General features: G+C 43.2%; 8 protein-coding genes and 2 tRNA genes. 8 read left to right on the top strand and 2 right to left on the bottom strand.

Annotation, left to right across the window (positions count from 1 at the left end; translation table 11 throughout):
- Nucleotides 1-775: 775 nt before the first annotated feature.
- From lepA to G9Q97_RS23185, 8 genes are all read left to right on the top strand, one after another.
- Nucleotides 776-2,569, top strand: coding sequence for a translation elongation factor 4 (lepA, locus tag G9Q97_RS23220; RefSeq protein ID WP_166151411.1), 1,794 nt, complete (start codon nt 776-778; stop codon nt 2,567-2,569).
- A 104-nt stretch (nt 2,570-2,673) separates the two neighbouring features.
- Nucleotides 2,674-3,573: a bifunctional methylenetetrahydrofolate dehydrogenase/methenyltetrahydrofolate cyclohydrolase FolD gene (gene folD / locus G9Q97_RS23215; RefSeq protein ID WP_166151409.1), complete on the top strand. Its 900-nt coding sequence runs from the start codon at nt 2,674-2,676 to the stop codon at nt 3,571-3,573.
- A 56-nt stretch (nt 3,574-3,629) separates the two neighbouring features.
- Nucleotides 3,630-4,259, top strand: a complete 630-nt coding sequence (locus G9Q97_RS23210; protein WP_166151407.1) for a 7-carboxy-7-deazaguanine synthase QueE — start codon at nt 3,630-3,632, stop codon at nt 4,257-4,259.
- A 6-nt stretch (nt 4,260-4,265) separates the two neighbouring features.
- Entirely contained in the window at nt 4,266-6,185 is a 1,920-nt protein-coding gene (locus tag G9Q97_RS23205) for an OmpA family protein (RefSeq protein ID WP_166151405.1), read from the top strand.
- A 158-nt stretch (nt 6,186-6,343) separates the two neighbouring features.
- The gene (locus tag G9Q97_RS23200) at nt 6,344-9,319 is read left to right on the top strand and encodes a SusC/RagA family TonB-linked outer membrane protein (RefSeq protein ID WP_166151403.1); all 2,976 of its coding nucleotides are present in this window, start codon (nt 6,344-6,346) and stop codon (nt 9,317-9,319) included.
- A gap of 13 nt (nt 9,320-9,332) precedes the next feature.
- The gene (locus tag G9Q97_RS23195; protein ID WP_246255840.1) at nt 9,333-10,760 is read left to right on the top strand and encodes a RagB/SusD family nutrient uptake outer membrane protein; all 1,428 of its coding nucleotides are present in this window, start codon (nt 9,333-9,335) and stop codon (nt 10,758-10,760) included.
- Nucleotides 10,760-11,584, top strand: a complete 825-nt coding sequence (locus G9Q97_RS23190) for a DUF4843 domain-containing protein (protein ID WP_222852072.1) — start codon at nt 10,760-10,762, stop codon at nt 11,582-11,584. Before G9Q97_RS23195 ends, G9Q97_RS23190 begins: the two co-directional genes overlap by 1 nt.
- Nucleotides 11,585-11,652: 68 nt before the next feature.
- The gene (locus tag G9Q97_RS23185) at nt 11,653-15,087 is read left to right on the top strand and encodes a S8 family serine peptidase (RefSeq protein ID WP_166151399.1); all 3,435 of its coding nucleotides are present in this window, start codon (nt 11,653-11,655) and stop codon (nt 15,085-15,087) included.
- A 316-nt stretch (nt 15,088-15,403) separates the two neighbouring features.
- On the opposite strand, the gene G9Q97_RS23180 is transcribed toward G9Q97_RS23185, so the two are convergent.
- Together G9Q97_RS23180 and G9Q97_RS23175 are read right to left on the bottom strand one after the other, a co-directional pair.
- Nucleotides 15,404-15,479 (bottom strand) — tRNA-Lys (locus G9Q97_RS23180).
- A gap of 55 nt (nt 15,480-15,534) precedes the next feature.
- Nucleotides 15,535-15,608 (bottom strand) — tRNA-Arg (locus tag G9Q97_RS23175).
- Nucleotides 15,609-15,661: the final 53 nt, after the last annotated feature.

The raw sequence follows: 15,661 nt of genomic DNA, 5'->3' as shown, positions 1-15,661 counted from the left end.
GGGGTTACACCCGGGAGAGTAGGTCGCCGCCTCATTTATTCAAAAGCCCTTTGGTTGATACCACAAGGGCTTTTTTTATGCCTTTTTTTGAACCATATAAGACATATAAGGAAATATAAGGTTTAGGCAAGAAAAAAAATCTGTGGAAATCAGGGTTTATCTGTGGAGCATCCTATATTCCCACCACAGATTACACGGATTAACACAGAAAAAAAACAAAAAAAGCCCACTTCTATGTTCTTCTATTCCTTATATGGTTCTCTTTTTTAGTCCCTTATTTTTTGAACCATATAAGACATATAAGGAAATATAAGGTTTAGGTGGGACAAGGAGAAATCCTTGGAAATCTGGTGCCTGTCTGTTGTGAAACCATAATTCCCACCACAGATTACACGGATTAACACAGAAAAAATCAAAAAAAACCCACTTCTATGTTATTCTATTCCTTATATGGTTCCCTTTTTTTGAACCATATAAGTGATATAAAGACATATAAGGTGTGTAGAAAATGGTTCCTGGCTGAACAGGGTTTTATATTGAAGTGGGCAAAAAATAAAATATTGCCTTCAAAGAAGGTGTCCCATCTATGGGCACCTACTCCTTGCATGGTTTCCTCTCTGTTAAACTTTAAATGGCATTTAAGTATTTTGGATGAGTAACGAATAGGGAGTATACTACCATTAAACCTGTCCCTGGTTGGAAAGGGGTCTTATCTTCCAATTAATATCAGCAAATCATATTAAAACGCCGGGGATTTACTATTTTTGCACCTAGTATGAACATGCAAAAAATAAGAAATTTCTGTATAATTGCCCATATTGACCATGGCAAAAGCACATTGGCTGATAGGCTTTTACAATTCACCAATACAGTGACTGAAAGGGAAATGCAAGACCAGCTTCTGGATAGCATGGACCTGGAAAGAGAGCGGGGGATCACCATAAAATCTCATGCCATCCAGATGAAATATCCTTATAAAGGAGAAGAATTCACGCTGAACCTTATCGATACCCCGGGTCATGTGGATTTTTCCTATGAGGTTTCCCGGTCTATTGCTGCTTGTGAAGGCGCCCTATTGATTGTTGACGCTTCCCAGGGAATTGAAGCGCAAACCATTTCCAATCTTTACCTGGCCATTGGGCATGACCTGGAAATAATACCTGTATTGAATAAAATTGACTTGCCCGGAGCTCAGCCTGAAGTAGTTGCAGATGAAGTCATGGAAATGATTGGTTGTGAAAGGGAGGATATCATTCTGGCATCTGGAAAAGAAGGAATAGGCATCGAAGACATTCTCAATGCCGTGGTAGAAAAAATACCAGCCCCCAAGGGAGACGAAGAAGGTCCCCTTCAAGCCATGATATTTGACTCTGTTTATAATCCTTTCAGAGGTGTAGAAGTTTTGTTTCGGATATTTAATGGGACCATAAACAAAGGTGACCGAATCAAGTTTGTGAATACCGGAAAGGAATATAATGCCGATGAAATCGGGATTTTGGGTATTCAACAAAAGCCCCAACAGCAATTGCAAGCTGGAAATGTAGGCTATCTCGTTTCTGGCATCAAAGTGGCTAAAGAAGTGAAAGTTGGTGATACCATCACGCATGTAAAGCGACCCTGCAGCAAAACTGTACAGGGCTTTGAAAACGTAAAACCAATGGTATTTGCAGGGATATATCCTGTGGAGACCACCGATTTTGAAGAGCTCCGTGCTTCCATGGAAAAACTGCAGCTCAATGATGCATCCTTGGTTTGGGAGCCGGAAACATCCGCTGCACTGGGCTTTGGTTTTAGATGCGGCTTTTTGGGTATGCTTCATATGGAAATCATCCAGGAACGCCTCGAAAGGGAATTTGACATGACTGTGATCACCACAGTCCCTTCTGTTCAATTCCGCGCACTGATGAATAACGATGAATACCGGCTTGTAAATGCGCCATCTGACATGCCTGAGCCCAATTTGTTCAAGCATATAGAGGAGCCTTATGTAAAGGCAGCCATCATTACGGCGGCAGATTACATAGGTCCGGTAATCCAACTTTGTATGGATAAGCGGGGACAGATTAAAAATCAGGTTTACCTAACATCTGATAGGGTGGAGCTTACCTTCGATATGCCTTTGGTGGAAATCGTATTTGACTTTTTTGATAAACTCAAAACCATTTCCAGAGGTTATGCTTCTTTAGATTACGAACTGATCGGATTCAGGCAATCGCATATGGTAAGGCTGGACGTGATGTTGAACGGAGAGCCGGTAGATGCGTTGTCAGCTATTGTTCACCGTGAAAAGGCCTACGAATGGGGAAAGCGCCTTTGCGAAAAGTTAAAAGAGCTGGTTCCGCGGCAAATGTTTGAAATTGCCATACAGGCGGCCATTGGTACAAAAGTAATTGCACGTGAGACGGTTAAGGCATTAAGAAAAAATGTGTTGGCCAAATGTTATGGTGGAGATATATCCAGGAAAAGAAAGTTACTTGAAAAACAAAAGAAAGGGAAAAAGAGAATGAGACAGGTGGGTAATGTGGAAGTGCCCCAGGAAGCCTTTATGGCCGTGTTAAAATTGGATTAACAGCTCCGGTATCAGGGAAGAGGGATTAACCAGCTTCCTATGTTTGACCTCCCTCACACCCATTGCCTTAATGTCAACATTGAGCTCTTGGTAAAATAAAATCTATGGAAAAAAAAGAAGGATTTCTCAAAATCGATGGAAAAAAAGTTTCAGCTACTATTAAGGAAGAGATAGCAGAAGCAGTAAAAAAATTAAAAAAAGCAGGTGAGAATCCCCCTCATCTGGCTGCAATACTGGTAGGCGAGGATGGAGCCAGCCAGACCTATGTAGCTGCCAAAGTGAAAGCCTGTGAACAAGTAGGCTTCGAATCTACACTTGTCCGTCTGGATGAGCAGGTAACCGAGGAAGAGTTGCTTAAAGAGATTCAGAAAATCAATGACAATCCTGAAATTCATGGATTAATTGTACAATTACCTCTTCCAAAGCATATTTCTGTAGAAAAAGTAACCGCACAAATTAGACCCGAAAAAGATGTGGATGGCTTTACCCCTGCGAATGTAGGTCGGATGACTCTGGGATGGCCTGCCTATATTTCTGCTACTCCTAACGGTATAGTGGAATTACTGAAACGGTATGAAATTGAAACTTCAGGAAAGCACTGTGTGGTGATTGGAAGAAGTCATATTGTAGGTTCACCAATGAGTATTTTAATGGCCAGGAATGATCATCCGGGAAATTGTACCGTAACGCTTACCCATAGCCGTACCCAAAATCTCAATGATATTGCCAGAAGTGCCGATATTCTGATCGTTGCTATTGGCAAGGCTGGATTTGTCACTGCTGAAATGGTAAAACCAGGTGCTGTGGTGATAGATGTCGGAATACATCGTATTCCAGATGACAGCAAAAAGAATGGATACAGGCTTGTCGGTGATGTGGTATTCGATGAGGTTTCAAAAAAAGCATCTGCCATCACTCCAGTGCCGGGGGGAGTAGGTCCCATGACCATTGCTTCCCTTTTGTACAATACCCTATTGGCTGCACAAGGGAAAATTTATTCATAATTTTAGCGTTTATCAATTGTTCATCAGCGGTTCAATAACCCGCTTAATCAAAAATTATGAAAGAACAACAGGAATTGATTCAAAAAGGGAAGCTTTTGCCCTTGATGGAGGCCTTTTATACCATACAGGGAGAAGGATTGTTTTCAGGTCAACCAGCTTATTTTATTCGGTTGGGAGGATGTGATGTAGGATGTGTTTGGTGCGATGTGAAAGCCTCCTGGGAAGCAGGTGATTGGCCATTGGTGCCTGTGAACCAGATTGTTGAAGAAGCCGCAGCATACCCTTCAAGGTTGGCTGTCATCACAGGAGGGGAGCCCATGATGTACGATTTAAGCTTGCTCACCAGGCTTTTAAAAGAAAAGGGTTTTCAAATCAACATTGAGACTTCCGGCGTGTACCCCTTATCCGGAAGCATTGACTGGGTTTGCTTTTCACCCAAGAAGTTTAAAGCTCCTGACCCGGGTATTTATAAGCGGGCAAATGAAATGAAAGCGATTATTTACCATAAAAGTGATTTTGATTTTGCTTTGAAACATGCCAGTTTGGTCAACAAAAATTGCCATCTTCTCTTGCAGCCTGAATGGTCCAAGGCGGAGGAAATGACACCTTTAATTATTAATTTTGTTAAGGAAAACCCTTCCTGGAGGGTCTCATTGCAAACCCATAAATTTATGGAGATACCCTAAATCGATATGCTGAGGTTCCTGCTTTTTAGTTTGCTTTTGACGGCTGTCTTTTTTCAAGGGCGGGCGCAGGATTATTCAATAATTGACAAGCGGGCCATCAGGTATTTTGAAGAAGGTGAGGGCTATCTTCTACGAAGGCAGCTTCCTGAAGCCAAAGAAAAGTTTAAAGAAGCCTACCTAAGGAGTAAAGATTTTTATGAAGCCTACATCCGGCACGCACAGATCTTATTGAGCAGCGGGCAGGTATCAGAAGCTTTGGAGGTAGTTAAAATGGGCCAAAGTAGGCTTGCCATCAAAGAAAGTGATTTTTTCAAGGGAAAGATGGGCTGGCTGGAGGGGCAGATATACCTGCAAATGGGAGATTTCCCCCAAGCCTTAAAGACCGTTACGGAAAATCAGCCTTTTTTCACACCCGAATTTCTGGAATCCGAAGCCTATCAAAAGAAAAAACGTCAACTTGAAATCATAGCAGAAGGAATTAAAAATCCATTGCAGTTGAAAAAGGAAAGGTTGCCCGCTCCCCTAAATCAATTCAGGTTACAATATTTTCCGGTGTTGACTGCAGACGGTCAGCGGATTTTTTTTACAAAAAGAGATGGCATATCCCCACGAGATCATGAAGATATATATTTTTCCAACTATGAAAATGGCCATTGGACTTCCCCTGAACCGATATCCGTTTTGATCAATACCCGATATAATGAGGGGACCTGTACCATTTCTGCAGATGGCAACCTCCTTATATTCACCTCTTGTGATACGCCTGATTCCTTTGGAAGTTGCGATCTATACCTCACAGAAAAAATTGATGGTACCTGGCAAAAGCCCGAAAACATGGGTAAGGAGGTTAATTCCAGGTTTTGGGATTCTCAGCCTTCACTTTCAGCTGATGGCAGCACCTTGTTTTTTTCATCCAATAGACCAAATGGAGAAGGGGAAAATGACATTTGGTATGCAGAAAGACAAACAGATGGCAAGTGGTCTGAAGCAAAAAATATGGGAGAAAAGGTAAATACCTCCGGAAACGAGGTTTCTCCCTTTGTTTTTTTCAACAATACCATTCTCTTTTTTGCATCTGATGGGCATGATGGGTTTGGGGGTAAGGATATTTTTTTGAGCAGGTTTGGCCCTAAGGGCTTTGAAAAGCCTGAAAATCTTGGGTATCCCATCAATGATCAGAAAGACCAATTGGCCTTGTTTATTACTGCCGAAAAAGATTATGCATATTATACAGAAAATAATTATTCATTGGACAGGGTGGATAGTTCTTTTTTGTACCGGTTTGATTTCCCGCAAGAAATTGACCTCGGAGAAAAAATTATCGTGACTGAGGGAAGGGTAATCAATGAAGAAACAGGTGAACCAGTTGATGCCATGCTCTCTCTGGTAGATCTTGATAAGGACAGTACTTTATACAGATTTAAGGCGGAAGGCATAGATGGTACATTTACCATGATTTATCCGGATCAAGCTTTTTCAGGGCTGTATGTTGAGAAAAAAGGATTTATGCCGAAAATCTACAATGTTGATCGCGATAGTTTGAAGAACAGGAAAAACCTGGAAGTAAAGCTGGAACCTATAGCATCGGGTAATTACTTTGTCTTTGAAAATGTATTTTTTGATTTTGATGAAACCAGTCTTAAACCAGCCTCTGAAAGTTCACTTAACAGATTGGTGAAATTTTTAGATGATCACCCCTCAGTGGCCATTTTGATTGCAGGCCATACAGATAATGTCGGCAATGACACCTATAACGTTACCCTTAGTAAAAAAAGGGCCGAAAAGGTAAGGGCCTTTCTGATCGATGCCGGAATTGCAGGAGAAAGAATAAATACCGTTGGGAAAGGGTCTTCAGAACCTCTCCGGCCAAATGATACTGAGGAAAATAGGTCATATAATCGAAGAATAGAGGTTGAAATTCAATAGTTTCCTTCAGAAATAATCCTTTTAAAAAAACTGATTTGGATTTTAAGCGTTATTAATCTGTTGGATTTCCTTATTCATCCGCTTTACTTCCTGTCATTGATTGGAATATCCACGGAATTTGTATAAAATTGATTGATTGTTAATCTCAAATCAAATTTATGAATAAAGCCCTACCACTGGTTTTGATCTTATTTTCCTTCTCCACCTTGGCCATGGCACAAAGCAGGATGGTCTCCGGAATCGTTACGGATGCAGAAGCTGGCCTTCCTATTCCCGGAGTTACGGTCCTGGTAAAGGGTACAAATACAGGAACAGTTACAGACATAGATGGGAACTACCAAATCGAGGTATTCGAAGGAGAAAACACATTGGTTTTCCGGTTTGTAGGTTTACAGCCCCAGGAAGTGAATGTCGGAAACCGGAATAAAATAGACGTTGTATTAAGTCCCGAAATTACTGCCCTTGATGAATTTGTGGTTACTTCTTATGGTGACCAGACCAGAAGGGAAGTCACTGGCGCCATCGCTTCGGTAAAGGGAGAAATATTCCAGGACCTTCCCATGCAATCTTTTGACAGGGCCATGCAGGGAAGGGTTGCCGGGGTACAAGTGACTTCTGGTTCCGGTCAGCCAGGCGGTACACTAAATGTTCAAATCAGGGGAGTGGGGTCCATAAATGCCGGTACCCAGCCCTTATATATTGTGGATGGAGTTCAGGTGGCATCCGGCGGTTTATCCGGTCAGGGCCCCCAAAATGCACTTGCTTCAATTAATCCCAATGATATAGAATCCATTGAGGTGTTTAAAGATGCAGCAGCGGCGTCTATTTATGGGGCGCAGGCTGCAAATGGAGTGGTATTGATAACGACCAAAAGGGGAAAGCAGGGGCGGACCAAAGTAAGGGTCTCAGCCCAGGAAGGGCTAGTGCAGCCTTTAGCATTCTATGATGTGATGAATTCCAATCAATTGGCTTCTATCAAAAGACAGGCCTATATCAACGCAGGATTGAATCCACAGGATGCAGAAAATATTTTTGGCAGTCCTTCTGATACCGGCCTGCAAAATTCAGACTGGTTGGGAGAATTATTCCGGGATGGAAGAATGAGTGTGTATGATGTTTCCTTATCCGGTGGAGATGCGGGGACACAGTTTTTTATTTCCGGATCGCATACCTTTCACCAGGGACAGATTATCATGTCTGATTATACCCGGACAACGGGTAGAATGAATCTGACACATAAAGTCAATGATAAATTCAGTATCAATGCCAACCTTTCCCTTTCCAGGCAGATGACCAGTGGTTCAATTGACAGAGGTAATTTTGTCAACAGCCCTTTCGTGGCCGGATATGTCTCCAGGCCAAATGTACCTATTTATAATGAAGATGGAAGTTTCGCAGAATATCCCTCTGAACATTTATTCGGATATAATATTGTTCAGGGCGTCAGGCAGGAATTAAGGAAAGGTATTAGTTATCAATCTGTTTCAAACATACAATTAAACTATAAATTCCTGCCCTGGCTTGGATTTACGACTTTTGGAGGGATAGATTTTTCTGACAACAGGGATGAAAACAACAGGCCCTCAACCATACCTGCATTTGCAAGCTATGGGGGATCATCCACCTTTACAGACCGAAGGATTGTCAACTCCAATGCCAACGCCAATTTTAATGTAAACAAGGAATTTGACGAAATTCATACGGTTTCAGGAATTCTGGGGTATGAATATAAAATGGAAACCCAGGAAAATACTTCAGCTACGGGAAGGGGGTTTCCCAACCCCGTTTTAAGGTACCTTCAAAATGCTGCCCAACCTTTTCAAGTGGGCGGTTTTTATACAGAATATATCAGGTCTGGATTTTTTGGACAAGCCAAGTATGATTACGATGACAAGTACACTTTCGATTTGACGGTCAGGCGTGATGGGTCTTCCAGGTTTGGAACAAATACCAGATGGGGGAATTTTGGAGCAGTTTCTGCAGGCTGGAGAATTTCCTCAGAGAGGTTTATGGAGAATGCACTTTGGGTAGATAACCTCAGACTAAGAGCTTCTTATGGAGTCACGGGAAACTCAAATATCGGGAATTTTGAGTCCAGGACCCTGGTAGGCTCTGCCGGACAGTATTTGGGGGGAGGAGCATTGCGTTTTGTGCAGTTGGGAAATGATCAGTTAACCTGGGAGGAGTCTGTTTCCCTTAATTTTGGAGTGGACGGGACTTTTTTTAATGGGCGTATCATTGCAACAGTGGATGTCTGGAGGAAGGATTCCCGCAAGTTGCTTTTTGAAACACAATTGCCCATTGATTCAGGTTTCGGATCCATTACCCGGAATACAGGAAAGGTTCGCAATCAGGGAATTGATTTTGACCTGCAGACCACCAATATTATTTATGGAAAGTTCCGCTGGACTACTGCTTTTAATACCTCCATATTTTCCAACGAATTGTTGGAGCTTTATGAAGGATTGGATCGGCTGGGCAATGATCTAATCGTTGGAAAACCCATAGATTTTTACTATGCCTATGAATATGCAGGTGTTAATCCAGCTAATGGTGCTCCCATGTATTATGATGAAAATGGGGAATATACCTACCTGCTCAGTGACGATGATCAGAAATATATCGGAAGTGCCTTGCCCTGGACCTATGGAGGCCTTTCCAATACCCTTTCTTACGGACCGGTAAGCTTGGAAGTTTTTTTTCAATATCAATATGGCAACCTGGCATTTAATCAGGATCTGTACAATATGGCACAGGCGGGTTCAATCGGACAGGACAATCAAACAACGGATCAATTGTATTTCTGGAGAACTCCGGGCCAGATCACTAATGTGCCCAAGCCTTATGAAGGGGGAAGAATCCCCGGCCATTCAGGTTACCAACAGTTTTCCACCAAGCAGATTTCGGATGGTAGTTATATTCGGCTAAAACAAATCACCTTGAATTACAACCTACCCAGAACCCTGTTGTCCAAAGCAAGAATAGATGAAATGAATGTATTTGTCCAGGGATTGAATCTATGGACACTCACGAAATACAATGGTTTGGACCCTGAAGTAAATTCCATAGGAGATACCTATGGTACCTATCCTATAGCCAGACAGGTAACCGCAGGTATCAATCTTACCTTTTGATAAAGAAATGAAAATGATCAGAAAATATATCCTTTATTTAGGTTTAGTATCCGTAATTTCCTGTACAGACCTGAATACTACACCAAGGCAAAGTCTTACCCCGGAAGTAGCTTTTAATGATGTGTCTGGTTATCAATCTGTAGCCAACTCCATGTACAACAGGGCGACCAGTTTCAGCTACTATGGTCAAACCATGATGATCGCACCGGAAATATTAGCAGATAATTTAAGACTGGTGGCCAACACAGGAAGGTATCAGGGGGAAGAATCCAACGGAGACCGTGATCACATCGCCATTTGGAATGGTGTGGTTTATGGAGGAATCAACGATGCCAATCTCATCATAGAAAGCATTGACGATGAAAGCGTATCAGGAGATGAACAGGAAAAGGCCTTTATCAAGGGAGATGCCTACTTTATGCGCGCACTGTTTTATTTTGATCTGTGCCGGGTGTATGGTTATGAACCCGGTAGGGAAGTGAATGGGTTTAATTTAGGCCCCATATTGCGGCTAACACCTACATTGGTGGCCTCAGATGCGGATTTCAGATCCAGATCTACCGTTGAGGAGGTTTATCAACAGATTGAAAGTGATTTACTGGAAGCCATTCCATTAGTTGGTGCCGTACCTATAGGATCTGAAGGGGTATATTACGCCAACGCAGGCGCAGCCCTTACTCTGCTAGCCAGACTTTACCTGTATTGGAACCGCATGGAGGATGCCGAAGCTGCGGCAACCTCTGCCATGGATTTTCTGGGTCTGAGAACCAATGGGGATGGGTTGTTGGAATCAGGTCAATACGTACAGGGGTTTTCAAGGGCACCACATCCCGAATCCTTATTTGAGCTTGAACTCCGGCAGGTGGACTGGAGCAGCGTGGATGGGGTAAACAATTCCCTCAATTCTTTGGTGGCCGATAATGAGCCGGCGGCTCAATTTATTATAGGTGCATCCAATGAGTTGATGTCAGCCTATGAGGAGGGAGATGTGAGAAGAGATTGTTGGAGAGAAACGACCAGAGAGGGTATTGAAGGGCCCGTTTACGCCAGTAGAAAATGGACTGGATATAAAGGTGATTTCCTGGAAAATATACCCGTTATCAGGGCAGCGGAATTGTACCTGATCAGAGCAGAAGCAAGATATCAAAACAATCCCTCCGGAGCACGAGAAGACATCAATGCCTTGCGTTCCAAAAGAGGTTTGGGTCCCATTGACAATGTCCTTTCGGGTGAGGCTTTGTTAAACAGAATTCTTTTGGAAAGAAGGCTCGAATTTGCCCTTGAAGGGCATCGTTTTTTTGATTTAAAAAGAAACGGAAGGGACATCAGCAAACATGGGGAATTTCTGGTAGTGCCTTATACCGATTACAGGGTATTAGGAAACCTTCCTTTGGCCCAGGTTCAATTAAATGAAAATCTTGAGCAAAACCCAGGTTATTAATGAATATGGAAGCAGTGAAAAAGATATTTGTTTTGACCTTTATACTGGGAACCTCCTTGTGGTTTTCGGCTTGTATGGAAGAATCCGGGTTCAATATTGTTTGGGAAGGTCTGGAAGTTGAGTTTGAGGATGCATCAAGACCCAATGGTACCATCAGAAAAATCATGACCAAAACCAATGATAATCAGGTGGATCAGGAAATGGTAAGAGTAAACCTGGTTGGCCGGCAATTATCAGAACCGGTTAATATTTTGGTGGGGGTCGACCCTGAGTCAACAGCCATAGCTGGTGTACATTACCGTTTGGTTAACGATGAGGTTACCATTCCTGCCAACAGCAGCTTTGTGGACATACCCCTGGAGATATTGACCGGGAACCTTGGAGCAGAGGAAATGCCAGACCTTACCTTAACCATATTGGATGCCGGTAATACCAAAATCAGTACCAATTACAATCGATTGACCATAGAAATCAGGTTGTCCTGTCCTTCTGATTTGGCAGGGGAATACAGTACGGTTACGGTTGGTACCGGTGGAACGGTAAATTACCAGGTTGTCATCACCGAATTGGAACCTTTCACCTACAGGATATCAGATATTACAGGAGGCGTTTACTCCCAGGTATTTGGAGCGGAGGACAACCCCGCCGTCTTTACCGAGTTATGTGGTGAAATTACCATTACGGACCAGCCTGACCTTGTTTTTGGAGATGATACTTTCAATGGTACCGGTAGGGTAAATGAAGATGGCACCATCAGGATCAACTGGAGGACCGAAGAAACGGAGGAAAGTGGGGTTACTACATTGACCCGGGTGATAGAATAAAGAAAATTCGAGGTGTATTCAAGGAATTTTCCCTACTTACCGCCTCCTGAACAAATTGTAGAAATCGGATGAAAAAAACAGCTATTTTGGCCATCTTCCTTTTGGGCACAAACCTGGGTTTTGCCCAGGTCCAGGGAGGACTGCAAAAAGTCAGATCGGAAGTCTTTCAGAGATTGCAGGAAAACGTCAGGCAGTATAGTTTAAAACCTGAAGAAAAAGCAGTCATAGCGGAGGAATTGGGGATTCCACTCACCATGAATCTTCCGGGGGAAAGAGTGGCTGTATTTCAATATCTTGATGAGGTAAACCATCCGGTGTATTACACCACCCATAACCTGAATGCTGCTGCGGCTACCAGGACCAATGCTTTACAGGCAGGAGGAAATTTGAATTTGAACCTGACAGGGGCAGATATGGTCATTGGCATATATGACCAGACAAGACCTAAAGCCAATCATAATGAATTTGGCAACAGGGTCACTCAGATAGACGGGTCCACTGAAGAAATCAGCAATCATGCAACCCATGTCACTGGGACCATTTTAGCAGCAGGTAATAACAGGAATGCTGCGGGCATGGCCAGGGAAGCCATTGGCTGGGCTTTTAATTGGGATGCGGATATTTCTAAAATGACTCAAAACAGTTATGATCCTGATATAAATCCGGACGGACATCTCATTTCAAATCATTCGTATGGGTTTTTGATGGGTTGGTACAGGGATAGCAACAATAACTGGACCTGGGCAGGTAATGAGGGCATCAGTTCAAGCGAAGATTACAGGTTTGGTTTTTATACCAACAAATCCAGGCAAATAGATGAGCTGGCCTTTGCCAAACCATTCTATACCATTGTCTGGGCTGCCGGAAATGACCGGTCTGATGTTGGTGATGGATCAAGGGATGCTGATGGTCCGGATGATTCTATAGGACCGGAAGGGGTGGCCAAGAACAGCCTTACGATAGGGGCTGTTGGTCTTCCAGGTCCCTATAAAGACCCCTCCGATGTTGCCATGAGCTCGTTTTCCAGTTGGGGTCCTGTGGACGATGGACGAATCAAACCTGACCTTGTTGGGATGGGTGTGAATGTATTTAGTTCAGCAGTGCTAAGTGAAAATGGGGCCGACAGCTATGCCACGCTTAGCGGGACATCTATGGCCACCCCAAATGTTTCAGGTTCACTCTTGCTGCTTCAGGAATTGTTCAATGACAGGAATGCAGGAAGGTACATGCATTCATCAACCCTGAAAGCCCTGTCAATCCAAACGGCAAAAGAAGCTGGAATGAATCCAGGCCCCGATTACATGTTTGGATGGGGTCTTTTGGACACAGAGGCTGCGGCAGAAATGATTATTGACGAAGATGGTAGCTCTAAAATCATCAGAGAACTAAATCTACGGGAAGGAGAAACCTATGAATTCGAATTTATTTCCAACGGAGTAGAGCCCATCAATGCGACCATTGCCTGGACAGATCCTGCGGGAACATCTCCCTCTCCCAGTGTAAATCCCACAGACTTAATGCTCGTTAATGACTTGGATTTGAGAATTTTTGATGAAAGTGGCAACACTTTTTTCCCCTGGACCCTTAACCCAAGAGATGGTTCCAGTGCCATAGCCAGTAACAGTAGTGACAATTTCAGGGATAATGTAGAGCAGGTATCAATAGAAAATCCCAGCCCACAGAGATACACCGTCCGTGTCAGTCACAAAAATAACCTGACCAATTCCCAACAGCCGTTTAGTTTGATTTTTTCTGCCGGGGTTTCCGACGGACAATCAAATACTTTGTATTGGATTGGCAATGACGGCAATTGGGATAACCCCAATAACTGGTCTGAAAACAGCAATGGCCCAAGTGCAAACCTTATTCCGGACGAGGGGACCAGAGTGGTGATTGACAGGCCTGTGGCTGGCCAAACGATCAGTCTATCTGGTGATACTGATGTTTTTAGCTTGAATATTTTCGGACAAGAACCGCTGGTTTTGGATTTAAACCAAAATGAGTTAGTGATCAGAAATGGCTTCAGATCCAGCAACAACCTGACGAATGTAAGAAACGGACTCATTCATTTTGAAGGTAGGGATCAAAACGAAAATATCCTCGACTTTGGTCAACTTGATTTTTCGGGCATCAATGTTTTATTTGATGAAGGCAGGTGGAGAGTGCTATCCATGCCTGAAATTAATTTACTGGAAATCAGTGGTGCTGATGTGGATTTTGGTATGGAGAGACTCATCGCAGATGAGGTGGAGTTGTCTTCGGGTGCCAGGCTCCGGGGCGAGTTGTCTATCCTGGAATTTAAAGATATTTTGAGATTTGATGAAGGGGCAATCATAGAGGAATCGCTAAATATATTATTTTCCGGGGAAAATGGAATTTATGAAAACCTATCATCCACTGAAACACGAAGCCTGGTAAACGGAGGAGGACTATTGGCAATTTATGCCTCAGGTACCATCCAAAAACTGGTCTTAAACGGAGAAACGCAAGTTAACCAGGACATGACCCGTGTTGATTCTCTGGATATAGGAGCAGGAGCAGAATTGCTTCTGTCCGACGGATTTTCTTTTATCGTAAATCAAAATATCAATCACGCAGATGCGCCCGGAGCGCAGTCTCTTATCCGATCCACAGGAAAGTCCGTTTTGATGCATGAACCTTACCGGAAGTATTGTTTTGAGGGCTTGAGCGTTCTGAATGTCGATTTGCAAGGTGAGTCGGTTATTAACCTGGATCCGCCTTCTACAGCAATTAATTCAGCCAATTGGAGTAATATCTCCTGCGAAAATGTCTTGTTGGCTAATTTTGATGTGGCTTTCAATTGTGCCGGTGGATTGTCTGAGTTTGTGAACCTTTCCGAAGGGAACATTACTTCTTATGAATGGAATTTTGGAGGTTTTGGATCATCCACTGCTACCAATCCCACCTTTGTTTTCAACAACCCCAGGACATACCTGGTTTCCCTGGAGATTAACGGACCAGGAGGAACAAAGCGATTTGAAAAAAGTATTACTGTTACTTCTAATTCCCTGAGAAGACCAGAAATTGTAGCCAATGGATCTCAATTAAGTTCTCGGATTCCAGCAAGCTCCTATCAGTGGTACAGAGACGGGCAAGTCATTGAAGGTGCTACAGGAAGAAGTATCATGGTGGAAGATGGAGGCAGGTATCAGGTAGCCATAATAGACGATCAGTGTAACAGGCTTTCGGCTGTGGTGGTGGTTTCCAGTTCGGGAGATGGTACTTTTGCAGGTAGGTCAGGCTATGCCATAGGTCCCAATCCTGTTACTGAAAAGCTTTCTTTATTCATCAATAATGAGTACCGTGGAGACCTATCGGTACGGATTATTGATGGTTCGGGCCAGTTAAAACAGCAGATGCATTTTAATAAGGAAGCGCAGGGGGTGGAGTATGTAATGGATTTCGAATACCCGAGGGGTCTGTATTTGATTCAGGTTCAGGCTGGAAATGAAACGCAGGCCTTTAAGGTGATGAAAGAGTAAAGTCCCTGGTATTGGAAAATTCTCGTTTCGGTGAGTGGTCAACCCTTCAGGTGTTTTTCTGAATGAGTACTCCAGGGCATTTGGCTTCCCCTACTTGAGCTCCTTTTGTTGGCCATCGGAATGATATTCTGCGCTACCATGCAAGGCTTTTAAACGAAGAAAACCTCGCTCCGAAGAACAAGGTTTCTCACTTTGGTGATCCCGCTGGGGTTCCCCGACTTGGTCTCCTTAGGTCGACCGTCGGGATAAACTTCTCACCCCATGAAATGTCCGAATGAAAAAAAGATTGCATATTGCTACACAATCTTTCTTGCTTTGGTGATCCCGCTGGGGTTCGAACCCAGGACCCTAACATTAAAAGTGTTATGCTCTACCAGCTGAGCTACGGAATCAATTGTATCTATTATCACCAAATGGCTTTAAACTGGTTACAAATAGCCATTATTGTGATCCTGTCAGGACTCGAACCTGAAACCTACTGCTTAGAAGGCAGTTGCTCTATCCAGTTGAGCTACAGGACCTTTTTTTACTTAACTATCCATTTGTCCACCTGAAACCTTCCCGACCCAAAAGT

The organism is Cyclobacterium plantarum, from assembly GCF_011290685.1.
GTDB lineage: Bacteria > Bacteroidota > Bacteroidia > Cytophagales > Cyclobacteriaceae > Cyclobacterium > Cyclobacterium plantarum.
The sequence above is the reverse complement of the archived record's forward strand: the minus strand, read 5'-3'. Positions and strand labels throughout refer to the sequence as shown.

Excerpts from the sequence above, each read along its gene's own strand:
- G9Q97_RS23200 (WP_166151403.1), top strand. The coding sequence starts at position 6,344 with ATGAATAAAGCCCTACCACTGGTTTTGATCTTATTTTCCTTCTCCACC.
- G9Q97_RS23195 (WP_246255840.1), top strand. The coding sequence starts at position 9,333 with ATGATCAGAAAATATATCCTTTATTTAGGTTTAGTATCCGTAATTTCC.
- lepA (WP_166151411.1), top strand. The coding sequence starts at position 776 with ATGAACATGCAAAAAATAAGAAATTTCTGTATAATTGCCCATATTGAC.
- G9Q97_RS23210 (WP_166151407.1), top strand. The coding sequence starts at position 3,630 with ATGAAAGAACAACAGGAATTGATTCAAAAAGGGAAGCTTTTGCCCTTG.
- G9Q97_RS23205 (WP_166151405.1), top strand. The coding sequence starts at position 4,266 with ATGCTGAGGTTCCTGCTTTTTAGTTTGCTTTTGACGGCTGTCTTTTTT.
- G9Q97_RS23185 (WP_166151399.1), top strand. The coding sequence starts at position 11,653 with ATGAAAAAAACAGCTATTTTGGCCATCTTCCTTTTGGGCACAAACCTG.
- G9Q97_RS23190 (WP_222852072.1), top strand. The coding sequence starts at position 10,760 with ATGAATATGGAAGCAGTGAAAAAGATATTTGTTTTGACCTTTATACTG.
- folD (WP_166151409.1), top strand. The coding sequence starts at position 2,674 with ATGGAAAAAAAAGAAGGATTTCTCAAAATCGATGGAAAAAAAGTTTCA.